Origin of the sequence: Thalassolituus sp. LLYu03 (assembly GCF_050507655.1) — a bacterium.
Lineage (GTDB): Bacteria > Pseudomonadota > Gammaproteobacteria > Pseudomonadales > Oceanobacteraceae > Venatoribacter.
In genome coordinates, this window is the sequence record NZ_CP191496.1 from 3,963,293 (window position 1) to 3,987,193 (window position 23,901).

A 23,901-nucleotide genomic window follows, 5' to 3' on the forward strand; every position below is an offset into this window, starting at 1 on the left:
GAGCTCCTTATTCCCCGGCCAGTTTCAGACGACTGAACACGCGACGGGCATTGCCCTCGAAAATCATGTGTTTCTCGGCGGCTGACAGGCGGGTGTTGTTGTCGATATAGCGTTTGGTATCGTCGAACGGGAAACCGGTTTCCGGATCAATGCCGCGTACGGCGCCGATCATTTCTGAGGCAAACAGAATGTTTTTGACCGGAATAATATCCAGCAGCAGGTCGATGCCTTTCTGGTGGTACACGCAGGTATCAAAATAAATATTGTTCAGCGCCGAAATTTCCAGCGGCTCGTAGCCCTGATCCTGCATCAGACCGCGGAAGCGTCCCCAGTGGTACGGCACGGCACCGCCGCCGTGGGGAATAATCATTTTCAGGGTCGGAAAATCTTTGAATACGTTGGACATCACCAGCTGCTGGAACCCTGTGGTATCCGCACCCAGATAATGAGAGCCGGTGGTGTGGAAGCAGTCGTTGCACGACGCGCTGACGTGCACCATTGCCGGAATATCGTACTCGCACATTTTTTCGTAAATCGGATAAAACGCCCGGTCGGCCAGTGACGAACCGTTCCAGTGACCGCCGCTCGGGTCGGGGTTCAGGTTAATGCCGATAAAGCCCATTTCTTCCACGCAGCGCACGATTTCCGGTACCGAGCGGGCCGGGTCAACGCCCGGTGATTGCGGCAGCTGAGCGACCGGGGCGAAATTCTGCGGATACAGATCGCACACGCGACGGATCAGGTCGTTCTGATGTTCGGTCCAGTACTGGCTGGTGTATTCGTTACCGATGTGATGACCCATCCAGCTGGCGCGGGGCGAGAAGATCGTCAGGTCGGTGCCACGTTCTTTCTGCAGGCGCAGCTGATTCTTTTCGATGCTGTCGCGGATCTCATCATCACTGATCACCAGGCTGCCTTTCTGTCCGCGGAAGGACGGATCGCGGGTGACTTCAGCGATCTGCTGATCGCGGTATTCGCCAACTGCCCTGGGTGTTGTTGTGTAATGTCCGTGGCAATCAATGATCATATTTTTTCTCACTTGCAGGTGGATAAGCAGCGGCTGCCGTCATGGGTTACGGCGCCGGAAAAACCGCTTTCTGATGGCATCAGTATTCAGTTGCACCTGCCAGCTGACTATTTCATTTTCCATGTTCAGGTATTGGTTTTTGAGATAGTATCGTCCGCAAGATGCTCATCCCTGAGGTGTCAAATGTCCGATAAAACAATAAATATCAGGCACTTAAGAGCGTTCCTTGAAGTTGCGCGCTGCAAAAGTATCAGTAAAGCAACTGAAAAGGTTTACCTCTCACAGCCGGCCATTACCCAGGCCATTGCCAAGCTCGAAATGCTGCTCGATGCCACCCTGTTTGAACGCAAAAGTGATGGCATGTACCTCACCGATACCGGTGCGGTTTTTGTCAGCCGGGTGGAGCGTGCCTTCGAATTAATTCACGACGGTCTGCGCGATGCGCTGCGCTTTGGCGGCAGTAAACAGGGTGTAAAAAGCCTGCAATTACTCAATCTGGTGACCACCACCCAGCTGCGCGCCATGGTGGCCATGGCCTCGGCCCGAAGCTTCAGCGAAGCCGGGCGTAATCTGGGTGTGTCGCAGTCATCGCTGCACCGTTCGACGCGCGAACTGGAATCCTTGCTGGGCATCGAGCTGCTGGAAAAAACCAGCACCGGGATTAATCCGGGCAAGGCCGCACTGGCGCTGGCGCGGGCGACGCGGCTGGCGTTCTCGGAAATTGATCAGGGGCGCGATGAAATTCACTCGCTGCACCATCAGGAATCGGGGCATATGCGCATCGGCAGTATGCCGCTGGCGCGGACGTCGGTGCTGCCCAAAAGCATTATTGAATTTTCGCAACAGTATCCGGATTTCCGCATCTCGGTGATCGACGGCCCGTATTCCGATCTGCTGTATCACCTGCGTCACGCCAACATCGACTTTCTGATCGGCGCGCTGCGTTTTCCGGCACCGGGCGACGACGTGGTGCAGGAAGAATTCTTCTCGTCCGAGGTGGTGATTGTCGCCCGGCCGGACCATCCGTACATGAAGCAGACCATCGACATGGCGCTGCTGGAGCGGTCGTCCTGGGTGGTGCCGCACAGCGGCACACCGACGCGCACCATCTTCGAAAACTTCTTCACCGAAGCGGGCTTCCCGGTACCGGAACGCCTGGTCGAAAGCGGCTCGCAGATTCTGATCCGCAGCCTGCTGGAAGGCAGCGACCGCCTGACTGTGGTGTCGGCGCATCAGGTGCAGCGCGAGCTGGCCGACGGCACGCTGCGCATTCTGCCGTTTCCGATCCGCCACGCGTACCGGCCCATCGGCATCAGTCTGCGCAAGGGCTGGCGCCCGACCCGCACGCAGCAGGCGTTTATCGATATTCTGCGCCGCCACGCCAACGCCATTGAGAGTTACCGCCAGGCGCTGTCACAGGACGCCTGACAGGAATGAATAGCCGTAAACCAATAATGGTAAAGACTGCATAAACTGACATTTGAATCGCTGACGGTGTGCTAAAAATGTCAGAAAATTCAGGTAAGTGCTGGTCTTCTCTGCGCAGAATCTGCGGAAAGACCTGCCATGCTCATGGGGTTCGGCTTTCGTCGAATACGCCCTCTGAAATACCGGAAACAGGCTGCTGACACATGGGTGCTATATCAAAATTGAATGCCCGTTCGGACGATCGAATTGTTCAGTCAAAACCCCGGGTGATAGCTTCAGCCTGACCATTGAGAAACCCGTCAGGCCCCGGCCTGACATCAGCCGGTCGTGTTCAGGACTGAGGTTTCATTCCGGGCTCAGGCCTCAAACGTTTGAGAAGATAAATATAAAAATTCTCGAGGAGTGCAGAATGAAGAAATCGCTCGTTAAATCCGGCATCACTCTGCTGGCAGCGTCAACCCTGTGTATGGCGGCCAACGCGGCTGAATACACGCTGCGTTTTGCCCACCACTTTCCGGCGGTATCGTCTCCGCACAAACAGGTGTTCGAAGCCTGGGCGAAAGAAGTGGAAGCGGCGTCCAACGGTGAAATCAAAGTGGAGCTGTATCCGTCGTCCACACTGGCCAAACCACCGGCACAGTACGACGCTGTGGTGAATGGCATCGCCGACATTACCGCCACCATTCAGGGCTACACCGCCAACCGCTTTCCGCTGACTCAGGTGGTTGAATTACCGGGTGTGGCGAAAAACGCGACCAACGGTTCCTGTATTGTTGAGCATCTGTATGACGAGGGCCTGATTGCCTCGGAATACAAAGACACCCGTCCGCTGTTCCTGTTCACCCATGGTCTGGGTCATATCCACACCACCGACAAAGAAATTCACAAACCGGAAGATCTCGCCGGTCTGCGCATCCGTCGTCCGTCGGCGGTAGTGGCCAGCCTGCTCGAAGGTCTGGGCGCACAGCCGGTCGGCATGCCGGCACCGGAATCGTATCAGGCCGTTCAGAGCGGTGTGATCGATGGCGTGAGCCTGCCGTGGGAAGGTGCGCTGGTGTTCCGTCTGAACGAACTGACGCAGAAGCACACCGAAGTCGGTGGTCTGTACACCCTGTCGTTCGTGGTCACCATGAACAAGCGCAGCTACAACAAACTGCCCGATCATCTGAAGAAAGTGATCGACGAGCATTCTGGTCTGGCATGGTCTGAAAAATCCGGCGCGGTATTCGACGAGCTGGATAAAAAAGGCCGTGCACAGGCGGTTGAAAAAGGTCAGAGCATTTACGTGGTCGACGGTGGCATTAACAACCCGGACTGGAAACCGGTTCTGGATAAAGTGACCGAAGACTATCTTGCCGCACTGGAAGCGAAAAAGCTGCCAGCCCGCAAAGTGTATGCCCGCGCCAAAGAACTCGCCGAGTCCTGTGCTCAATAATCTGCAAACGTTGTAAAACGGTGGTTAATCAGCCCCAGCTCTGGGGCTGATTTGTAATTACCCGGGGAAAGACATGTTAAATCGAATCAGCCACTGGCTATATCCGCTGACCAGAAGTATGCATTTTATTGCCGGCATTATTCTGGTTTCTATGATGTTCGTAACGCTGGCGGATATTGCCACCCGCAGCCTGTTTGAAATGACGTCAGGAAGCATCGACCTCACCTTTATTGGCGGTGTCGAATTGATTAAGTACGGATTGCTGATCACGGTATTTTTCTGTCTGCCTCATTCGGTAGAACGCTCGCAGGTGATGGTGGACCTGTTCACCAACCAGTTGAGCGAACGTAAGAAGGCCGCCTTGCACGGCTTCTTTATCACAGGGTACGTCTTCCTCGGGCTGGCCATGAGCTACCAGTTTTATCTGTCGGCCGAAGACGCACTGATGACCCACGAAACCACGCAGGACCTGCAGATTTCAGTGGCGTATTTTTACTGGATTATTTCTGCGGCAAGTGCCGTGTTGGCGGTGGCGGCTCTGGTGAGTTCACTGCGCCTGATGTTTGGCCAAGTGGAGGTGAAATCGTGAGTGCATCCGTGATCGGCGCAATCTGCATTATCGTTATGCTGGTAATGGTGGGCTTCAGTATGCCCATTGCACTGGCCATGGCGCTGGCGGGCTTTATTGGCTTTGCCGCCATCGTTGCCTTTGACCCGGCAATGAATATTCTCGGCAGCGGTCCGTTCGAAATGATGTCGAACTACAGCTTCAGCCCGATTCCTATGTTTATTCTGATGGGGGTATTTGCCTCCAAGTCACGCATGTCGAAAGAACTGTTCGACGGCGCCCGCGTGCTGTTCGGCAGCTGGCGTGGTGGTATGGCCCTGGCCGGTGTCACCTCGTGCGGTATTTTCTCGGCCATTTCCGGTTCCTCAATGGCCACCGCCGCCAGCATGGCGCGTGTGGCGTTGCCGGAAATGGAAAAGAACGGCTACTCCAAACCCTTTGCTGCCGGCACCCTGGCCGCCGGTGGTACGCTGGGTATTATGATTCCGCCGTCGGTGGCGCTGCTGCTGTACGCCCTGATCACCGAGCAGTCGGTCGGCGATATGTTCATTGCCGGCGTGATTCCGGGCCTGCTTGGTCTGGCCCTGTACTGTGTGACCATCGCCATTGTCGTGACCCTGCGCCCGGACGTGGCACAACCGGGACAGAAAACCACGATTCTGGAAAAGCTGAAGGGCCTGAAAGGCGTGATGCCCTTCACCCTGATTTTTGCCCTGATTATCGGCGGTATTTACGCGGGCTTTTTTACCCCGACCGAAGCGGCCTCTGTGGGGGCTGCCGGTACCCTTATTATCGCCATTGTGCGCGGCATGAATTTCGGCGAATTCCGCGAAGCCATTCAGGAAAGCCTGTTTATGTCGGCCATGATCTTCTTCATGCTGATCGGCGCCGAGATTTTCGGCTACTTCCTGTCGGTATCGCGCATTTCCTTCACGCTGGTTGAGTTTGTCGACAGCCTGCAACTGTCACCCTATATGGTGCTGTTTGCGGTGCTGATTCTGTTCATGATCTTAGGCTGCGTGATGGACAGTATGGCCATGTTGCTGCTCACCGTACCTGTGGTGTACCCGCTGATCGAAGCCGCCGGTTTTAACCCGATCTGGTTTGGTATTGTCGCGGTTATTACCGTAGAACTCGGCCTGATTACACCGCCGGTGGGGATGAACGTATTCGTGATTAAATCGGTGGAGCCCGACCTGTCGCTGACGGATATTTTTAAAGGCGTATTCCCGTTTGTGTTGTCGGATATCGTGCGGCTGGCGTTGATAATTACCTTCCCGGCGCTGGCGATAGGGTTGCTGTGAGGGGGCGTCGGAAGCTAGAAGCTAGAAGTCGGAAGCGTTCGCCGCTCACGTACTGTGAATCCTCGTTCCCACGTTCTGCGTGGGAATGTTCCTGGCCTGTACCACGAAGCATTGATGTACTCGTTTCTCCCGCACCGTCCGTGGAGCTGGGGCTTCCTTCCCCGTTGTTTTTAGGGCCTTCGGCCCGGATTTTCTAAAGGGGAAGTATCCCCTTTGCATCCCCTCTTGCGGCCATCCGTCTTAATCCGCTTCATTCGTTGCCAGTTTCAGGCACGCGTAGAGGCGGGTCCCTCCGCCCCGACGCTTCTCGGAGAGATTCCGGGCGTCCTGCCCTTAACCCTTCGGGCCAGTCTGCGGCTGTTCAAATTTGATCCCATCAAATTTGTCCATACCCTCAATCCTGACTGGCTGCCTCACTCCACGGCGACTGATGAAGCCGCGATAAACCGCCCGGGGACGCGAAGGCTGAGTAGCTTCAAACTTCGGGCATCATAAACCATTGACTAAAAACTCAATGGCAGACAGTATTGAGCCATGTACAACCAAAGCGCGCTCGCTTTACACCACGTACAAGGCTCGTAATCCAGGGACCGGATCAAAGGCTGAGCAATATCAGCGTCTTACCCATATTCTCCCTGAATCAATGCGCCAGATCGCGGCGACAAAACGCGCATGCGCGTTTATCGGTAAATGCTTTGTACAAGAAGATGGAGAAAGGTCCGTTAAAACGGCTGGTTAGTGCATCAAGTGGATGATCCATGTTGACGGTGAATCGAGCAGGCGCATGAATAAAACTGTTATACGTGCTCGCGGGGGGTATGAGTATTAACAAAGTATTAAACATAATGATTTTGATCATTGTTCTTGCAGCTTCAGGCTGTGGTGATTCTAAGAAAAAAAATGACTCTAATAATTCAATCCAGTGGGATGGTAGCGAATCTAGCTGGGACAATTCAACTTGGGAATAATTATGCTTAAAAAAACTATTAAAATTACATTTTTTTTGTATTCGGCTCTAAGTTGCTTTTCGGTCAGTGCAGATGATCTTTCAGTGCCACATACATTCTCGCCAGGGACGACTATTAAATCTAGCGAAATGAATGAGAACTTTTCGACCATCACAAGCAGCCTAAACCAACAAAGCCAAGTGGCTACATCAATCAATACTGGGATAAGTGATCTTAAACAAAGTACAGACTCGAATGGTTTAACTCTTGATGACATAAATACAATTCTAAATTCAGTCGATGAATTGCTTACTTCTATAGATACAAAACTAACAACAACATCACCGGCAACTATTACAGATCAATTAGTTTGTGTTGTATGGCATTACTGGCCAACCGATGGAAGCTCGTATGGTTGTGTTCAAACATCAAACCCTAGTAATGTACGATACCTAACTTTTTCACAGGTGAGTCAGGAAGGCTGGAGAGTAAGTGCGATTGGGGGGGGGTGGTGGCAGTGGTGAACGAATCACCTATGTCTTTTCAAAATAATCGTATAGCAAGCAGCAGCATCGGACTGTCAAGCCTGTCACTAAAATTTCTTCGAAATTACGTGCCAGATTTGCCAGCCAGCTGTGCTGGGCGGTATAAGGCTCCGGAATGAAATTATTATATACTTCCTTGGTAGTCCTTTTATTTTCCTGTAGTATTTACGAATCAAGAATGCTACAGCTTGAACTTTGAGTCGGGATGGGAACCAAAAATAACACCTGATCAATTGAAGCGATTTGTCACTTGGAATGGGTGGTTGACGAGCTAATTAAAAATCCTTGCAAGGTTAGGTGGTATGTCAGGTGCATTCATTGCAAATAAATGTTGTATTTAATGACCAAGCTTACAATCAAACTATTGATCCGGACACGGGTAATATTTTTATGGTTATAACGATTTGCGGGAGACCATGAAGTTACATTGGAAAACTGAATTAGGATTTATAGCAAGGCGATTCAAATCGCGCACTACGTTCGCTGGACCGTTTGTAAGTCGTTGAATACGACGTTAATTGCTTTAGCGAAAATCACCCAGAAAATACTCGCTATCGGGATGACAAGCTACCCTCGCGTGCCTGCAACTGACAGCGAATGAAGCGGATTAAGACGGATGGTCGCAGAGGGGATTGAAAGGGGCGGTCCGACGGTCGGGACATCCCCTTTGAGAAAACTCGGGGCCGAAGGCCAAAAATAGGTTGCGGTAAAATCAGTCAGCATTCCCACGCGGAGCGAGGACGATAAAGGGCCGTAATTACCTTTTAAGGCGCTGGGCAGTGCCCACCCTACGGACTGCTCAGCACGAACGGCTAATATCGGCTTCCGGCTTCCGGCTTCCGGCTTCAAGCGTCCGGCCACCCCCTCACCCCGGCATCCCTTCACAAATCCCACTCAAAAACCCCAGAAACGCCTTGATCTTGGCCGAGGTCACACGACTGCCGGGATACACAGCCGACAGGCGCGCCGCCGAGGCTTCAAAGCCTATGTGTTCAAACACAGGCACCAGCTCACCGCGTTCAATTTGCGGGCGGCAGTATTGGCTGGCGAGCAGCGAAACGCCCCAGCCGCCGAGCACGGCTTCGCGCACCGAGATGGGGTCGTTGATGTGTACAACACCGTCGGTTAAATCGAGCTGGGCGTGCTGGCCGTTCACACTCACCGGAAAGCGGGCGCTGGCGTAACGCTGTTCGCACAGGCGGATATGGCTGCGCAGATGATCAAGCGTGTTGCCTAACTCGTGCTGCGCCACGTACTGGGGGCTGCTGACCCACACCAGCCGGCCTTCGTGCAGCGGGCGCATGATCAGGTCGGAATCGTTCTGCGCGCCAACCACCACGGCGAGGTCGATGTGGTTGCGGATAATGTCCACCGGGTGGCTGGTGATGATGATCTCAAGCTCTACTTTTGGGAAACGCTGGCAGAACTCGGGCAGGCGCCTGGCAACGTAGTCGCGGCTGAAGGCAATGGGCAGGGCGACGCGCAGCTTACCCTTGGGTTCGGCACCCAGATCTTCCATCACATGATCGGCTTCGCGCACCTGTTCCATGATGCGCAGGCATTGCTGGTAGAAGGCATCGCCTTCAGGCGTGATGCGCAGGCTACGGGAGTTGCGTTCGATCAGGCGCAGGTTAAGGCTCTTCTCCAGACGCGTCAGGGCTTTGCTCAGGGTCGACTTGGCAATGCCCAGATTGTCAGCCGCGGCAGTCAGGCCCTTGTGGCGTACGATGGCAATAAACAGCGGTGCGTCGTCTATGCTCCACTTCATACAGCGTTCTCTTTTGGAAACGATGCGTTTGAGTATATCCGGTTGTTCCGGGCCCGGCACCGGGTAATATCGGCTCTGTGCACAGCGGTCATTTCCACTTTTACAAAAGAATAAATACGAGGTTTTTTATGGCAAAAATTATCGGCGGCATCGGTGCCTCCCATTCGCCAACCATCGCCTTTGCGAAAGACGCCAACAAAGCCGCCGACCCGGCGTGGGCGCCTATCTTTGAAGGCTTCAGTGCTGTGCAACGCTGGGTGGCGGAAAAAGATATTGATGTGCTGTTTATGATTTTTAACGACCACATCACCTCGTTCTTTTTTGATCATTACTCGGCGTTTGCGCTGGGCGTCGACGACGAGTATGTCACGGCGGACGAAGGCGGCGGTGCGCGTAAATACCCACCGGCCAAAGGCCATGCTGCGCTGGCGCGTCATATTGGGCAGGCGCTGGTTGCCGACGAATTTGATATGTCGTTCTTCCAAAAAAGGCCCCTCGACCACGGCATGTTTTCGCCGCTGTCGATGATCGCGTCCGGTAACGACGGCTGGACCGGCACTGTGGTGCCGTTGCAGGTGGGCGTGCTGCAATTGCCGATTCCAAGTGCCAAGCGTTGCTACAAGCTGGGTAAGAGCCTGCGCAAAGCCGTTGAGAGTTACCCGGAAGACCTGCGCGTGGCGATTGTGGCCACCGGCGGTTTATCGCATCAGGTGCACGGTGAGCGTTGCGGGTTTAATAACGAAGCTTGGGACAACGAATTCCTCGAATTGCTGGAACACAACCCGGAAGCCTTAACTCAGGTGCGTCTGGCCGAATACGCCGAGCGCGGCGGTATGGAAGGCGCCGAAGTCATTATGTGGCTGATTATGCGCGGCGCGCTGTCGGATAACGTGAACAAGGTGCACCAGACCACGTATCTGCCGTCCATGACCAATATCTGCACGGTTATTTATGAAGATCTGGGTGAAACACCGTCGGCCAAAGCCCTCGACGATTACCGGGCGCACATCGGTTACGAACTGGCCGGTGCCGAGAAACTGGAAGGCACGCACCCGTTCACGCTGGAGCGCAGTCTGACCGCTTACCGGATTAATGCTTTCCTGCACCGTCTGATTGTGCCGGAACACAGAGCGCGCTTTGTCTCCGATCTGGAAAACCTGATGAGCGAATACCAGCTCAGCGACGAAGAGAAAGAGCTGATCCGCAACCGCAACTGGATCGGGCTGATTCACTACGGCGCCATCTTCTTTGTGCTGGAGAAAATGGCCGCTGTGCTTGGGGTTTCCAATCCGCAGGTGTACGCTGCTTTCCGTGGTCAGACACTGGAAGAGTTCCAGAAAACCCGTAACGTATCGATTCAGTATTCGGTAGCGGGTGATGTGAAGAAATAAGCCAGACGCGTATGTCAGGCATAAAAAAAGCCGGCAATAATGCCGGCTTTTTTACGGGCGCCGATTAATCTTTGAATTTATCGAACGCTTCGTTTTCGTGCTTGGCGATGCCGGCGATCAGGCCCACCACAATGGCAGCGCAACCAAAGGCAAACAGACCCAGTGCGAACGGGCTGTCAGCGAAGGTGAAGTAAGCGCTGACGTTTTCCCAGGTAGTAATGGATGTACCCATAACTCGTCTCCTTAATTAAATGCCTTGCGGCTCGGCGTTGGCCAGTTTGTTCGGTACTTCGGCCGCTTTCATGGCCGGTACGTTGGCTTCCGGGTATGGCTTGGCCAGAATTTCAACTTCGTCCATGCCCAGATCTTCGGCGCCTTCCGGTACGCGCAGTGCGTTCAGGGATTTCAGTACCAGAGAAATTACATAGCCTGGCAGGAAGCCGGTAACGGCCATCACGATGGCGCCGATCAGCTGACCCATGAAGGTAATTTCAGGTACGCCTTCGCCCACGTTCGGGGTGCCGGCGCAGAATACGCCCACCAGAACCACAGCCACGAAACCGGTGAAGCCGTGTACGGCAACAGCGCCGACGGCGTCGTCGATGCCACGGTCTTCAATGAATTTCGCCACTTTAACCGCTGCAATACCCATGCACACCGCGATGATGAAGGCCAGCGCCGGGTCGTACATGTCCAGTGCAGCAGCAACAGAAATGATACCCACCAGACCACCGGACATGGTCCAGAACGGGTCGCGGGAGGCGATGTAACAACCAATCACACCACCGGCAAAGCCCATCAGGGTATTGAAGGTAAAGGCCGACAGGTTGGTTGGGTTGTTGTAAATGGTGGTCCAGCCGGTTTCGCCGCCGTTGAAAATAATGCAGCCGCCGAGGAATCCGAAGAAACCGAAGATAATCATCATCAGACCGATCAGGGTCATCGGCAGGCTGTGCGGAGAAATGGTCTGCGCAATACCGTCGATGAATTTACCCTTACGTGGCCCCAGATTAATCAGCACGCCGAGGGTGAAGAAACCGGCCACCGCATGCACCACACCCGAGGCGCCCACGTCGTGGTAACCAAGGTCGGTCAGCAGCCAGCCGTCCGGGTGCCAGCCCCACGCGCCGGCCAGAATCCAGACCACAGAGCCTAAGAAGACGGTCAGAATCAGGAAGGCGGATACGCGGATACGCTCAATCACAGCGCCCGACAGAATAGAGCCTGTGGTGGCGCCGAACATGGCGAAAGCACCCCAGAACACACCGGTGCCCATGTCTTTTACATCCGGCCCCATGCTGGCCGCCCACGGCAGGGCGCCGGCAGCATCAGAAGGAATCAGACCGCCCGGGAAGGCGTTGTAAATCCACCATCCGAACAGGTAGAAGGTCGGCAGAATAACAGCCAGTGCCAGAATGTTTTTAATACCGGCTGCCAGCGCGTTTTTACTGCGCGAAGCACCCATTTCATAGGCCAGGAAGCCGGCGTGAATCATGATCATAATGGCGGTACACCACCAGTAGAACACTTCGATGTTCATTGCCTGGTGCATTTCGAATACCGCTTTTTGCGCATCGAATGCCGCCTGCAACGATTCTAAAGTAGGAGTTTGCTCCATAATTTAGCCCTCTGTTTTCAGTTGAAGTTGAAATTAAAATTTCCATTCCGCCCGCCATCATGTGCCGGTTTTAACGCCGGCGGTTGTGGCGGTTATTGTTGTAATAAAAAGCTCGTCGAAGACTCTGAACCTTCAATCAGTGCATCATCCGAACGGTCCTTGAGGATGACGCCCGAGCCCTGCAGCCGTTGCGCTTCTGTCAGCAGATACAGCAATTTCCGTGCGGCTTCGTCGTACATCAGGCCGGCTTTGCGCACATTGGAAATACAGTTGCGTTTATCGTCTGTCAGGCCGCGTTGCGGCGCCCAGGTCAGGTACAGACCCATGCTGTCCGGTGAGCTTAATCCCGGACGTTCGCCGATCATGACCAGCACGGCGCGAGCATTCAGCAGTTCTCCCACGTCATCGCCCACGGCCACCCGGCCCTGTTGCACCAGCGCCAGTGGGGCCAGTGTTAACGTGCTCTTTTTTTCGGCAAATTCCGTCAGCAGTGCACGCAGAAATGGCACGGCGTTTTCGCTGATGGCGCGGGCAGAGAGGCCATCGGCAATGACGATGGCGAGATCAGATACGGCTTGTGGTTTATGACCACTCTGCAGCAGCAGGCTGCGGTCTTGTTCGCTTAAGCGCCGGCCTAAATCCGGGCGCTGTAAATAGGTGCGGCGCTCGCCGGCTTCGCTGCACAACAAAAAAGGTTCGGCGCGGTTTAACTGGCCGAATTCCTGCGCCAGTTGCTGAATCTGTTCGGCCAGTGTTGTGGCATCCAGCGGTGTGTGCACCGCATCGCGCGCTTGCGCATGGGCCAGCTGAAATTGCAGCAGTTCGTCGGTGGGAATGCTGACACCGCTGCGCCCGAGGCCGATGCGGGCATCGGTAAACATGCGCAGGCGGCGCCATGGGTTATCGGTAACGCCGTTCCAGTCGTCCGTGACCGGGGAATTATCGCGCTCAGCCATGCTTCACCCCCGTGTCGGAATTGGCCGGCAATGCTTTCAGCGAGGCAGAAAAGGCCGGCGGTAATTGTTGATTCAGTGTCATGCTGGCGGCTTCGGTCATGATCTGCATGCGCTCCAGCCAGTGTTCAAATTCCGGTGACGCGCCAAGGCCGAGCACGCGGCGGGCGTATAACGCGTCGTGAAAAGACGTGGTCTGGTAATTCAGCATAATGTCGTCGGAACCGGGAATGCCCATCACAAACGAACAGCCCGCCGCGCCGAGTAACGTCAGCAGGTTGTCCATGTCGTTCTGGTCGGCTTCGGCGTGGTTGGTGTAGCACACGTCGCAGCCCATCGGCAGGCCGAGCAATTTGCCGCAGAAATGATCCTCAAGGCCGGCGCGGATAATTTCTTTGCCGTCGAATAAATATTCAGGGCCGATAAACCCCACCACTGTGTTGACCAGCAGCGGATTAAATTCGCGGGCTACGGCGTAGGCACGGGCTTCGCACGTTTGCTGATCGAGTCCGTGATGGGCATTGGCCGACAGCGCGCTGCCCTGACCGGTTTCAAAATACATGACGTTATTGCCGACCGTGCCACGCTTTAATTGCAGGGCGGCGTCCTGTGCTTCGGCCAGCGTATTTAAATTAAAACCAAAACTGCTGTTGGTGGCTTCCGTGCCACCAATCGACTGAAAGACCAGATCCACCGGTGCACCTTGCGCAATACATTCCAGCGTGTTGGTCACATGCGTGAGCACGCACGACTGCGTCGGAATATCGTATTTGCGGATTACCTCATCCATCAGGCGCATAAGTCGGGTGGCCTGGGCGACATTGTCGGTTGCGGGATTAATACCGATCACAGCGTCGCCACAGCCATACAGCAAACCGTCGAGAATACTGGCCGCAATGCCGTTCATATCATCGGTCGGATGATTCGGTTGCAGCCGGGTTGAGAGGCGTTTTGGCAAACCAATGGTGTTGCGGAAGCGGGTGGTTACCCGGCATTTCTGCGCCACCAGAATTAAATCCTGATTGCGCATAATTTTGCTTACCGCCGCGGCCATTTCCGGCGTAATACCAGCGCGCACCTGCGCCAGTTTTTCCGGCGTGGTGGTGTCGGACAACAGCCAGTTGCGGAAATCGCCGACAGTTAAGTGCGCAATGGGGGCGAAGGCGGTGGCGTCGTGGCGGTCGATGATCAGACGCGTTACTTCGTCCTGTTCGTAGGGCACCAGCGCTTCGTTCAGAAATTGTTTCAGCGGCACATCGGCCAGCGCCATCTGGGCAATGACGCGCTCTTCGGCCGAGCGCGCAATTACACCGGCCAGACGGTCGCCGGAACGTGCCGGCGTGGCGCGGGCCATGAGTTCAGCAAGGCTGCTGAACTGCCATACCTGAGTGCCTTGTGTGTAACGGTAACTCTTGCTCATCGTCCATCCGGTCGGGGCAGCGGAACACTTATTGCTCACCCCGGTTATCTGTTGGTTACCGGGTACTGAGCCAGAAGTGTTCCGGGCCACTATCGAATATTGGCAAATGTGCAAAACCCCTATGTTGGCGCGCTCCGCAATTTTTTATGCTGAACGCGAAACCGGTTTTTCCACAGGTGAATGATCCATTATGCAGCCACACAACCGAACGCAGGCACCGAACTGGTGCGTTTCCGAGGCGACCGACGCCGACGAGCACGCGCACAACCTGCGCGACTGGCAGCAGAAATACGATCAGATCAGTGCCGGTCATTTTTACGGACGCATCGACGAGATTGCGTTTCCGCGTTTGCAGATGTTCCGTGAGCACACCTCTCAGGCGCTGCATCAGCAATGCAACGTCTGGCCGGATTCGGTATGGCTGGGCTTTGCGGTGGGTAACGACGAGTGCCGCATTAACGGTGAACGGGTGACGGCCAGCGAGCTGATGTGCCGTCCGGGCAATTGCCATTTTGAACTGGTCACGCCCGAAGCCTTCGATATTTACGGCATCGTCGTCAGTCAGGAAGCGCTGCTGACCACCGCCGACATTCAGGGCATCGACGTCGATGCGCGTTTGCTGTCGGCGCCGCGCCGCCAGTGGGACAGTCAGAAGCTGAATGCCCTGCGCTATATTCTGCAGCGCATGCTGGCGCCCATGCACACCGGGGTAGCCGGTTCGCTGCAACAGGATTTTCTGCTTACCACCGTGCTCGACGTACTGCAGCAAAATGCACCGGACGATCATGCGCCGTCGGCGGCCCGTCGCCGTGCCGTGGTCGAGCGCGTGCGCGATTATCTGGCCGCGCACCCGCACGAAGCGGTGACCATTACCGATTTATGCGAGCTGGCCCACGTCAGCCGCCGCACGCTGCAATACAGTTTTGAATCTGTGCTGGGCATCAGCCCGCTGCGTTATCTGCGCCTGTCGCGGCTGAACAATGTGCGCCGGGCGTTACTCGCCGGGCTGGAAGACGGGCAGACCATTTCGTCGGTGGCGGGTGACTGGGGCTTCTGGCACGCCGGCCAGTTCGCGCATGATTACAAACAATTGTTTGGTGAAAATCCGTCGGAAACCCTGCGCCGTGGACTCAGCTGATGGCCGGGCGGAATGTGGCTGAACGAGCGGGTGTTTAACCAGCCAGTGGCGGATACGGCAGGCCTTCGTGATTCAGGGCAATCAGACGATTGCGGCCGCTGCGTTTGGCTTCGTACAGCGCGGTATCGGCGGCATTAATTGCAGCTTCAATCGCGGCTGCGTCTTTCATAATGTGCGTAACACCAATGCTGACGGTCGCATGCACCGCATGTTGTTTATGCAGAAACAGCGGCGCGTGCTCGATGCGGTTGCGGAATATCTCCAGCTTGCGCTTACCCATGGTCACATCCGCGCCAAGCAACAACACCAGAAATTCTTCGCCGCCAAAGCGACAGACAATGTCGCTGCCACGGAAGGCATTGCGCAATTGTTTGGCCAGCGTCACCAGCGCCAGATCACCCAGCTTATGGCCGTAGTGGTCGTTGATGTTTTTAAAATAATCGACGTCGATCATGGCAATGGTGGACACGGTTCTGCTGTCGAGGGCGGCTAATTTCTCGCGCGCGATATCGTAGAAACCCCGGCGGTTCAGCAACCCGGTCAGCGGGTCGCGGTTGGCCAGATCTTCAAGCTCAGCTTCTTTGTCCACCTGACTGGTGGCATCGCGTTCGACAGCGGCGAAATAGGTCACGTCGCCCTGCGCATTGATCAGCGGAAAAATATTCATGTCCAGCCAGTAAGGCACACCCGAGCGCGAGTAATTGAGCAGGGTTTCGCGTATGGGTTGTTTATTGGCAATAGCCTCGCGGATACGCGCGCGCACTTCGGCACTGGTGCCTTCGCCCTGCAACAGGCGCGGGGTTTTACCGATCACTTCTTCCGGTTGATAGCCGGTCAGTTCGGTAAAGGCGCGGTTCACGTAGACAATCTGCGGTGGCGTGTCGTCGCTCTGGCGGGCGCTGGTGACCACGATCACGTCGTTGGCTTTGGCAACGATGGCTTCGAACGGAATATTGGTTTTCTGCGCCGAAATATCCAGCAGCCCGACCACCACTTTTTCGATGTCGCCGGATGCGGTGAACTGCGGGTAGGCGTTGCACAGCACCCAGGTAATGTCGCTGGTCGAGCTGTCGCAGATGCCGATTTCCGTCGCCGGCAGTGGCGTTTTGCTGGCCAGCACACGGTTCACCGGGTACTGCTCCGGCTGCAGGGTGTTGTGCTGGTTATCAATGAAATGCCAGGCCGGGTCGAGCGCGTCTTTGCCCAGCGCCTGTGCTTCGGACAGGCGCAGCAGTTCCAGCGCCTTGGGGTTGGCGTACAGGATTTCTGTGCTGGCGCAATGCACCACAATGCCCTGCTGCAGCGTACCAAGCAGCTGGACCGGGTCGATGTCGTTTAATTCCATGCATCAGCTCGGGGTCGGGAAACCGGGGCGGGTGTGAGGTCGGGCTGAGCCGGCATGGAGCCGCAGCAGAGCAGGATGTCACAAAGGCCTGTGACAAAGTGTAGCAAGGGCTTATCAGACAGAAAGGTCGCGGCCGGTGAATAGCGCCATAAAAAAGCGGAGGGGGCCTGCACCTCCTCCGCTTTTATTTCGCTGCTTTTAAACCGGGCTTATAACGCGCTGGGCTTATAAGGCGACGGGCTTATAAGGCGACGGGCTTAAAGCGCCGGAATCGTCAGGGTCGATTGCTGGGCATTGGTGAACTCGAAATCCACCGCGTACAGGCCGTCCGGCTTGGCGTACAGCAGGTCCTGCGTATCCACCGCCAGCACCAGTTTGTGACCGGCCGGTACGTCATAGGCGGTGGCGACCAGCGGGAAGTTCACGCGGATTTTCTTGCCCGCCACGGCATCGTGCACGGTGACCGGTGCGTGGGTGATCAGCTTGCCGATGCCCAGCGCGTCCATGTCGTACAGGTACGCCACCAGTTGCACTGTGCTGTTTTTCGGCTGCACATACAGGCTCAGTTCCGGCTTGCCACGGATGGCCAGGGTTTCGCTCTGACGCTTACCGATAAAGGTAATGCCGTTCGGCCGCACAATCAGCGGAATCGAGGTGGTCACCGGTACATCCAGCTGTTCCAGAATCTGCGATACCAGCGGAATCTGGGTGCCGGCCAGTGTATCGACCAGCGAGTTGATGTTGTTGTCGACGCTGAACCAGCTCTGGTAAGGGCTGTCGCTCAGGCCGCCGTCGGTGAGGGCGGTGCGCGGCTGCAGATACAGGGTCTCGCTGTTGGCGCCCGGTACCGGGTAGTCGGCGTATTGCTGGTAACCGCTGGTGAATTTCACCTTCATGTTCACCGGCAGCTGACCTTCCATGGCGTCGGCATCGTCCTGCAGATGCTCTGCAAACCAACGATGCAGGTTGTTCAGCACGTGGGTATTGCCGTCACCGAGCAGACCACCGATTTCGGCACCGGCGTGCGTGCCCGGCTGCAGGTCGATGTGCTTGGGTACGTCGAGAGCCATATACAGGTCGAGCACGTTGTTCACCTGAAACAGGTTATCGCCCCAGTTCTGGGAGATATACACCGCCGTACCGTTGGCGTTGATCTGGTCGACGAAGTTGATCGGCGAACGCTCATCGGTCCAGGCGTACACAGCGTCGAGGTTGCGGCGGTTGAGTACGTCGTTCCAGGTTTCGGCGATGATCGGGTCCGGGTTACCGGTCAGTTGCGACGACAGGGTCAGCAGCTCGCCCCACACCAGACGCGGGGTTTCCTGACCGTACAGGGATTCACGCAGGCTGCCCCAGGTGCTCATGGCGGCCACGGCACGGATGCGCGGGTCGTGGGCGGCACCCAGCAGGCTGATGCCGGAACCGTAGGAAATACCGGCTGAACCGATGCGCTGCGGGTCGACGTCGTAGTTGGCAATCAGGTAATCGATCACCTTGCTGAAGTCGGCCATGTCGAGCGGACCGGCGGTATCGACCAGTCCGCCTGAGGTACCGAAGCCGCGGGTGGAATAACTCAGTACCACGTAGCCTTCTTCGGCAAAGCGTGCGGCTTCGGTCAGGTATTCGTACTCGTTCAGCGCCCAGCTGTTCACAAAGATCACCGCTGGTTTCAGGCCCCCCGCGTTCGGCACGAACACGTTGGCCGCCAGCTCTGTGCCGTCGTCGGCGGTGATGATGATGTCGTCGTTGGTGGTGTAAAGGTCGGATTCAGGGAAGACGCCAACGTTCAGCAGTCCGCCAACCAGGGTCAGGGCAGGTAACAGGGCAGAGTCGGCCTGCGCCTGGGGTGCGCTCAGTGCGCCCAGAGCACAAAGCCCGATAATGGCTTTTTTCATGGTATATCCCGTTGTTTTTGTTGTTTTACATTGCAGTCAGGAGTAACTGCCCGAGCGCCCGGCCATCCCTGGCGGAGGGCGCACTAACCTTAGTGGACTGGTGGCAGAGAAAAATGCTGCGGCCGGACAGCGCTGTGTTCCGGACAGACATAAGTAAGTACGTAAGTACCAAATTATAAAAACAACCCGACTCACCGCAGGTATCACTTATGAACGCTGGTCAACGCTCACCCGGTCTGGGACTCGCCAGCGCCCGCATTCTGTTGTTGCAGGCCACCCGCCAACGCATTGCCGCCACCGAGGTGCTGCACGGCACCGGGCTGTCGCTCAGTCTGCTGGAGCAGGGCAGCGCCGACGTCAGCACGCGCCAGGAATTGCAGATGATCGATAACTTCTGCCGCGCCTCGGGGGAAGAACCGCTGGCCTGCGGCTTTGCCACCGGGCTTGAGTATCAGCTGTCGAGTCTCGGCGTACTGGGGCTGGGGATTCTGACCAGCCGCGACCTGCGCGCGGCCATGCTGCTGATCGAGCGTTACCTCACCAGCGCGGTGAACCTGACGCGGCTGAAATTCATGGTTGAGCGCAACGATGTGCGCCTGCTGATGGGCTGCGCCGAGCCGGTGTCGGTGGCGCAGGAGCGGTTCATTATCGGCCGTGAGCTGGGCATTGTCGGCGCTTTGCATCAGGAAGTGCTGCCGCAGATTCCGCCGGGGGTGCGCGAAATTCATCTGGCCTTTCCGCGCCTGCCGGCGATGGAACACATCAGCCGCTTTTTTAATTGCCCGGTGCAGGAAAACTCAGCGCAGCATTGCTTTGTCGGTGACGCCTCGTACCTGACCATCAGCATGCCGATGGCCAATCCGCTGGCCGCCGAGGCCTGCGAACTGGCCTGCACCGGCCAGAGCCGTCCGCCGTCGGAAAACGTGATAGACCGGGTCCGCCGGCTGGTGACGGCGGAGCTGCCGCAGGTGCCGGACATGGAAACCATCGCCGGCCAGCTGTGCATGTCGTCGCGTACGCTCAGCCGCCATCTGGAAAAAGAAGGCTGGCGCTGGCGTGATCTGGTGAGCGAGTGCCGCCTCAGTCTGGCGGAGCAGCTGCTGCGTCAGGGCGAGTCGATCAAGCTGGCCGCTGCCCGTGCCGGGTTCAGCAGCGCCAGCAGTTTCAGCCATGCCTTCAACCGCTCGCGCGGCGTGCCGCCGGGGTCTTATCTGCGTTCGGGCATCGTGCGCAGCTCGGATTTCTGATGCCGCAGCCCGGATTGCTGATGTGTCAGTGCGCTAAACGCCCTGACTGCGGAACGCGGTGGGCGTGAGCCCGGTGCGGCGGCGGAAGGCCGTGTTGAAGGTCGACTTGGAGTTAAACCCCACCTCAAAACAGATGCGCGCCACCGGTGTGTCGGAATGGCGCAGCGCCTCGCAGGCGGCGTCGATGCGGTATTGATTCACCCAATCGTAAAAGTGACCACCCGAGCATTGGTTGATGGCCGCCGACGCCTGATGACTGGTCATGCCGCACTGGGTGGCGAGTTTGCCAAGCGACAGTTCGTTGTCGCGGAAGGCGCCGGCCTGCAGCGCGTCTTCCAGCTCGCGGAACAGCAGCCACTGGCTGTTTTCCTGCGCAGTGCCTGCCGCTGGCAGGCCGGACGCGGACTCTGCGGCGCCGGTTTCCGGCGTCAGGTGCATGGCCACAGGCCGGGTGCCGTCGCTGTTCAGCGCTGGCAGGGCCCGCGCCGCCGGTAACGGCAGTTGGGTCTGGGCCAGAATCAGGTACAGGAGATAGCCACTGACCGGCGCCAGTGCGTAGGCCACGGACAGATCGATGCCAAAACCCTTGCTCAGCGTGATGCGCACCAGCAGCGACAGCGCCATGATCAGCTGCAGTCCCTGCAGCTGGCCGATCCATTCGCCGGTGCGCGCTTTGCGCCCGGCGTAGCCCAGCTGCCGTTGCCGCCACCAGTAAAACAAACTGAGCACGGCGATGATGGCCAGATATTCGTTGCCGTAGGGCGCCAGCGGCTGCCACAGGTTTTCGTCGTCGCGCACGCGCAGTATCCATTGAATGCGTTCATCGGCCGGCAGACTCCAGTAGGGCACATCCAGCAGGGCGGTGATCAGCGCCGGTGACAGGTGCGCGAGGGTGGCGCGGCAGCTGGTCAGCAGGTTGTCGCCCTGTAAGGCACGGATGTAGCCGTACAGACAAAACGGCAGCAGCACGATCAGCGGGTCGACCAGCTTCAGGAACACAGGCCAGGTCACAAACAGGTCGGCGGCGTGGTAAAGAAATTCCAGCGACTGCAGCACCACCAGAGAGGCGAGGGCGACCAGCCAGGCCACCGTCAGGCGGGCGTGGGCGTGTTTCACCAGCCAGCTCAGGGCGGCGAGCAGCAGAATGCCGCTCAGACACAGGCCGATCAGAGCCGCAGCGCCGATTGCGTAATTCATGTAAACCTCGGTCAGTACAGGTGCGGATGGATCGAAACGAACCTGTAAGTATTTGATATGTAAGTTATTTTTATCGTGTTTCGGATCCATCGAGACGAACGACCAGCCCCTTGCCGGTACGCTTAAATGCCGTTTCCTGAACTCATAATGATAACAAGTGAGGAAACCCCCATGCGTTTACGCACAGTCCGCTCTGGTGCGGCGATGGCACTGAGCGCGCTCAGCTGCGCGCTGCTTATAGGCTGCAACGACGACAGCAGCAATGCAAGCCGCTATCAGGCGACCATTACCTACACCGGCCACGGTGTTCCGCATATTTCCGCTGACGACTACGCCGGTCTGGGCTATGGCGTTGGCTACGCGCAGGCGCGCGAAAACCTGTGCACCCTGTCCGAGCAGCTGATGAAGCTGAAGTCGCTGAAGTCGACCTACTTCGGTGCCGGTACCGGCAATGCCAACCTGCTGTCGGATCTGGGCTACAAGGCCATGGATTATCCGGCCGAGGCCGCCAGCCTGTACAGCGGTCTGTCCGACACCACCAAAGACCTGCTGGAAGGTTATGCCGCCGGTTTTAACCGCTCGCTGGGCGAGCGCGCCAGTGCCGCCGACTACCCGTCGCCGTGCCGCGATGCGGAATGGGTGACGGAGATTAGCGCGCAGGATCTGCTGGCCTACCAGCTGGATCTGGCCGGCCTGTCGAGCGCCCGTAACTTCCTCGCCGCCATGGCCGCCGCCCAGCCGCCGGTTGCCACCGTGGCCGCGGTGGATCACGCCGAGCTCGACAACAAGCAGGTGTTCACCGCCGAGGGCATCGGCAGTAACGGCTGGGCACTGGGGAAAGACCGCGTGGCCGACGCCAACTCGCTGCTGCTGGGTAACCCGCACTTCCCGTGGGACGGCGAACTGCGTTTCTTTGAACAGCACCTGACCATTCCCGGTGAACTGGACGTCACCGGTGTGGCCATGATCGGTCTGCCGGCGGTATTGATCGGTTTCAACGACAACGTCGGCTGGACCCACACCGTATCGCAGTCCAAACGTTTCACCCTGTACCAGCTGAAGCTCGATCCGGCGGATCCGCTGCGCTACAAGTTCGACGGTGAGTACCGCGACATCACCAGCAAGACGGTCACCGTGGCGGTGAAACAGAGCGATGGCTCGCTGGTGGATGTGCCGCACACCCTGTACTTCAGCCACTTCGGCCCTATGGTGAATCTGGCGTCATTGTCGTCGGCGCTGGGCTGGAACAGCAGCACAGCCGTGACCTTCCGCGATGCCAACGCCGGTAACACGCGCATGCTGGAACAATGGCTGGCAATGGATAAAGCCGACAGCCGTGAATCCTTCTTCAAGGCCTTCGAAGACCATCAGGGCATCCCGTGGGTGAATACCCTGATGATCGCCAAAGACGGTACGGCGTCGTACATCGACGGTACTCAGGTGCCGAATCTGGGCAGTCTTGCAGAGACGTACTGGAAAGTCGCCTCGCAGAGTAGCCAGTTGGAAGGTATCTGGCAGGACGGCGCAGGCAGCGTGATGCTGCCGGGCACCGGCGCTGCGTATGAATGGAAAGATACTGGCGATGCCGGTGCTCCGGGTCTGGTGCCGTTCAGCAAAGCGCCGCAAGTGACGCGCACCGATTATGTGTTCAACGCCAACAGCAGCCACTGGCTGGCCAACGTCGATGAACCGCTGGAAGGCTACAGTCTGATGTACGGACCGGAGCGAGTGGTGCGCAGCCCGCGTACCCGTTACAACGCGCAGCTGATCAGCGACATGTCCGGCACAGGTCTGGCCGGTGCTGACAACCGCTTCACTCAGGCGGAACTGGAAACCGTGCTGACCCACAATGGTTCGCTGTTTGCCGGTGACTTCCGCAACGAACTGGTGAGCCGTTGCACCAGCTACTCCAGCATTCAGGTGGATGGCTCGGCGTTCAATCTGACACCGGCCTGTACGGCGCTGGCCAACTGGGACGGTAAGTACAATCTGACCAGTACCGGTGCGCAGGTGATGCGTGAATTCCTGGCGGCCTTCCGCGTGTCCGGTCACCGCACACTGAGCAACAGCCTGTTTGCCGAACCTTTCAGTGCCAGTCATGCAGCGACAACCCCGTCCGGTCTGGTCGCCATTGATACCGGTGATGTGGACAACGACCCTGTGCTGCAGGCACTGGCCGCCGCCGCCAAGCGACTGACCGACGCCGGCATTGCGCTGGACGCCGAGCTGGGTTCTCTGCAGTACGTGATCAAGGCCGACGGCCATGACCCGATCGCGGTGACCGGCGGTAACTCGTACGAGGGCGTGTTCAACATGGCGGAAAGCAAGGTGCCGTCGCGTTCGACCTCGGATCTGGCGACCAATGTGGTTGGCAGCGCGCGCAGCGATTCGCCACTGACCGATCTGGATGAAGACGGTACTGGCTCCAGCGCCGCCTACCGCATCAACTACGGCTCCAGCTTTGTCATGGCGCTGAAGTTTGACGACAACGGCCCGAGCGCGGACATGTTCCTGAGCTACGGTCAGTCGCACGATCCGGAGTCGGAATTCTTTGAAGATCAGACCGAAAACTACGGCGATCTGGCGTGGCGTCCGATGGTGTTCAGCGCCGCCGACGTCAGTGCGCAGGCGGTGGAAACCCTGACCATCAAAGGCAATTGAGGTGACTGCCGGTG

18 protein-coding genes are annotated in these 23,901 nt (G+C 57.2%); 9 read left to right on the forward strand and 9 right to left on the reverse strand.

The annotated features are described in order from the left end of the window. Positions 1 to 7 precede the first annotated feature (7 nt). Positions 8 to 1,027 (reverse strand): amidohydrolase family protein, encoded by a 1,020-nt coding sequence (locus tag ACQUQU_RS17700; protein ID WP_430461039.1) that lies wholly within the window; start codon positions 1,025 to 1,027, stop codon positions 8 to 10. Between the two features lie 183 nt (positions 1,028 to 1,210). Here ACQUQU_RS17700 and ACQUQU_RS17705 point away from each other — a divergent pair, with 183 nt between their 5' ends. The 5 genes from ACQUQU_RS17705 to ACQUQU_RS17725 all read left to right on the forward strand — a co-directional run bounded on the left by ACQUQU_RS17705 (position 1,211) and on the right by ACQUQU_RS17725 (position 7,233). After that, positions 1,211 to 2,455, forward strand: coding sequence for a LysR family transcriptional regulator (locus ACQUQU_RS17705; RefSeq protein WP_430461040.1), 1,245 nt, complete (start codon positions 1,211 to 1,213; stop codon positions 2,453 to 2,455). A gap of 409 nt (positions 2,456 to 2,864) precedes the next feature. Then, positions 2,865 to 3,890, forward strand: a complete 1,026-nt coding sequence (locus ACQUQU_RS17710; protein WP_430461041.1) for a TRAP transporter substrate-binding protein — start codon at positions 2,865 to 2,867, stop codon at positions 3,888 to 3,890. A 73-nt stretch (positions 3,891 to 3,963) separates the two neighbouring features. Beyond that, on the forward strand, positions 3,964 to 4,479 hold the full coding sequence (locus ACQUQU_RS17715; protein WP_430461043.1) for a TRAP transporter small permease: 516 nt from the start codon (positions 3,964 to 3,966) through the stop codon (positions 4,477 to 4,479). Beyond that, a complete protein-coding gene (locus ACQUQU_RS17720; protein ID WP_430461044.1) occupies positions 4,476 to 5,762 on the forward strand; it encodes a TRAP transporter large permease in 1,287 nt (428 codons plus the stop codon). The genes ACQUQU_RS17715 and ACQUQU_RS17720 overlap by 4 nt, the downstream gene beginning before the upstream one ends. Before the next feature lie 970 nt (positions 5,763 to 6,732). After that, entirely contained in the window at positions 6,733 to 7,233 is a 501-nt protein-coding gene (locus ACQUQU_RS17725; protein ID WP_430461045.1) for a hypothetical protein, read from the forward strand. A gap of 886 nt (positions 7,234 to 8,119) precedes the next feature. On the opposite strand, the gene ACQUQU_RS17730 is transcribed toward ACQUQU_RS17725, so the two are convergent. After that, entirely contained in the window at positions 8,120 to 9,022 is a 903-nt protein-coding gene (locus tag ACQUQU_RS17730; RefSeq protein ID WP_430461046.1) for a LysR family transcriptional regulator, read from the reverse strand. Between the two features lie 128 nt (positions 9,023 to 9,150). Between ACQUQU_RS17730 and ACQUQU_RS17735 the strand changes: the two genes are divergently transcribed. Continuing rightward, complete coding sequence (locus tag ACQUQU_RS17735) at positions 9,151 to 10,413, forward strand: gallate dioxygenase (RefSeq protein WP_430461047.1); 1,263 nt, start codon at positions 9,151 to 9,153, stop codon at positions 10,411 to 10,413. Positions 10,414 to 10,477: 64 nt separating this feature from the next. Here ACQUQU_RS17735 and ACQUQU_RS17740 read toward each other — a convergent pair whose 3' ends face one another. From ACQUQU_RS17740 to ACQUQU_RS17755, 4 genes are all read right to left on the reverse strand, one after another. Next, positions 10,478 to 10,645, reverse strand: a complete 168-nt coding sequence (locus ACQUQU_RS17740) for a hypothetical protein (protein ID WP_430461048.1) — start codon at positions 10,643 to 10,645, stop codon at positions 10,478 to 10,480. A 15-nt stretch (positions 10,646 to 10,660) separates the two neighbouring features. Further along, positions 10,661 to 12,031, reverse strand: a complete 1,371-nt coding sequence (locus tag ACQUQU_RS17745; protein WP_430461049.1) for an ammonium transporter — start codon at positions 12,029 to 12,031, stop codon at positions 10,661 to 10,663. Positions 12,032 to 12,123: 92 nt separating this feature from the next. After that, positions 12,124 to 12,987 (reverse strand): ethanolamine ammonia-lyase subunit EutC, encoded by an 864-nt coding sequence (gene eutC / locus ACQUQU_RS17750; RefSeq protein WP_430461050.1) that lies wholly within the window; start codon positions 12,985 to 12,987, stop codon positions 12,124 to 12,126. Then, entirely contained in the window at positions 12,980 to 14,404 is a 1,425-nt protein-coding gene (locus ACQUQU_RS17755; RefSeq protein ID WP_430461051.1) for an ethanolamine ammonia-lyase subunit EutB, read from the reverse strand. The genes eutC and ACQUQU_RS17755 overlap by 8 nt, the downstream gene beginning before the upstream one ends. Positions 14,405 to 14,594: 190 nt before the next feature. On the opposite strand from ACQUQU_RS17755, the gene ACQUQU_RS17760 reads away from it, so the two are divergent. Further along, positions 14,595 to 15,542, forward strand: coding sequence for a helix-turn-helix domain-containing protein (locus ACQUQU_RS17760; RefSeq protein ID WP_430461052.1), 948 nt, complete (start codon positions 14,595 to 14,597; stop codon positions 15,540 to 15,542). 34 nt (positions 15,543 to 15,576) lie between these two features. Here the strand turns inward: ACQUQU_RS17760 and ACQUQU_RS17765 are convergent, their stop codons facing one another. Both ACQUQU_RS17765 and ACQUQU_RS17770 read right to left on the reverse strand, forming a co-directional pair. Further along, positions 15,577 to 16,887 (reverse strand): sensor domain-containing diguanylate cyclase, encoded by a 1,311-nt coding sequence (locus ACQUQU_RS17765; protein WP_430461053.1) that lies wholly within the window; start codon positions 16,885 to 16,887, stop codon positions 15,577 to 15,579. Positions 16,888 to 17,144: 257 nt separating this feature from the next. After that, on the reverse strand, positions 17,145 to 18,782 hold the full coding sequence (locus ACQUQU_RS17770; protein ID WP_430461054.1) for a CocE/NonD family hydrolase: 1,638 nt from the start codon (positions 18,780 to 18,782) through the stop codon (positions 17,145 to 17,147). Between the two features lie 209 nt (positions 18,783 to 18,991). Between ACQUQU_RS17770 and ACQUQU_RS17775 the strand changes: the two genes are divergently transcribed. Then, positions 18,992 to 20,029 carry an AraC family transcriptional regulator ligand-binding domain-containing protein gene (locus ACQUQU_RS17775; protein ID WP_430461055.1) on the forward strand — a complete coding sequence of 346 codons (1,038 nt, stop codon included), beginning with the start codon at positions 18,992 to 18,994 and terminating at the stop codon, positions 20,027 to 20,029. A 33-nt stretch (positions 20,030 to 20,062) separates the two neighbouring features. On the opposite strand, the gene ACQUQU_RS17780 is transcribed toward ACQUQU_RS17775, so the two are convergent. Continuing rightward, entirely contained in the window at positions 20,063 to 21,226 is a 1,164-nt protein-coding gene (locus ACQUQU_RS17780) for a helix-turn-helix domain-containing protein (RefSeq protein ID WP_430461056.1), read from the reverse strand. Between the two features lie 171 nt (positions 21,227 to 21,397). Here ACQUQU_RS17780 and ACQUQU_RS17785 point away from each other — a divergent pair, with 171 nt between their 5' ends. Next, the gene (locus tag ACQUQU_RS17785) at positions 21,398 to 23,887 is read left to right on the forward strand and encodes a penicillin acylase family protein (RefSeq protein ID WP_430461057.1); all 2,490 of its coding nucleotides are present in this window, start codon (positions 21,398 to 21,400) and stop codon (positions 23,885 to 23,887) included. Positions 23,888 to 23,901: the final 14 nt, after the last annotated feature.

Bases quoted from the DNA above. Each gene is read 5' to 3' on its own strand.
- ACQUQU_RS17700 (WP_430461039.1), bottom strand. From the start codon at position 1,027: ATGATCATTGATTGCCACGGACATTACACAACAACACCCAGGGCAGTT.
- ACQUQU_RS17705 (WP_430461040.1), top strand. From the start codon at position 1,211: ATGTCCGATAAAACAATAAATATCAGGCACTTAAGAGCGTTCCTTGAA.
- ACQUQU_RS17710 (WP_430461041.1), top strand. From the start codon at position 2,865: ATGAAGAAATCGCTCGTTAAATCCGGCATCACTCTGCTGGCAGCGTCA.
- ACQUQU_RS17715 (WP_430461043.1), top strand. From the start codon at position 3,964: ATGTTAAATCGAATCAGCCACTGGCTATATCCGCTGACCAGAAGTATG.
- ACQUQU_RS17725 (WP_430461045.1), top strand. From the start codon at position 6,733: ATGCTTAAAAAAACTATTAAAATTACATTTTTTTTGTATTCGGCTCTA.
- ACQUQU_RS17730 (WP_430461046.1), bottom strand. From the start codon at position 9,022: ATGAAGTGGAGCATAGACGACGCACCGCTGTTTATTGCCATCGTACGC.
- ACQUQU_RS17735 (WP_430461047.1), top strand. From the start codon at position 9,151: ATGGCAAAAATTATCGGCGGCATCGGTGCCTCCCATTCGCCAACCATC.
- ACQUQU_RS17740 (WP_430461048.1), bottom strand. From the start codon at position 10,645: ATGGGTACATCCATTACTACCTGGGAAAACGTCAGCGCTTACTTCACC.
- ACQUQU_RS17745 (WP_430461049.1), bottom strand. From the start codon at position 12,031: ATGGAGCAAACTCCTACTTTAGAATCGTTGCAGGCGGCATTCGATGCG.
- eutC (WP_430461050.1), bottom strand. From the start codon at position 12,987: ATGGCTGAGCGCGATAATTCCCCGGTCACGGACGACTGGAACGGCGTT.
- ACQUQU_RS17755 (WP_430461051.1), bottom strand. From the start codon at position 14,404: ATGAGCAAGAGTTACCGTTACACACAAGGCACTCAGGTATGGCAGTTC.
- ACQUQU_RS17760 (WP_430461052.1), top strand. From the start codon at position 14,595: ATGCAGCCACACAACCGAACGCAGGCACCGAACTGGTGCGTTTCCGAG.
- ACQUQU_RS17765 (WP_430461053.1), bottom strand. From the start codon at position 16,887: ATGGAATTAAACGACATCGACCCGGTCCAGCTGCTTGGTACGCTGCAG.
- ACQUQU_RS17770 (WP_430461054.1), bottom strand. From the start codon at position 18,782: ATGAAAAAAGCCATTATCGGGCTTTGTGCTCTGGGCGCACTGAGCGCA.
- ACQUQU_RS17775 (WP_430461055.1), top strand. From the start codon at position 18,992: ATGAACGCTGGTCAACGCTCACCCGGTCTGGGACTCGCCAGCGCCCGC.
- ACQUQU_RS17780 (WP_430461056.1), bottom strand. From the start codon at position 21,226: ATGAATTACGCAATCGGCGCTGCGGCTCTGATCGGCCTGTGTCTGAGC.
- ACQUQU_RS17785 (WP_430461057.1), top strand. From the start codon at position 21,398: ATGCGTTTACGCACAGTCCGCTCTGGTGCGGCGATGGCACTGAGCGCG.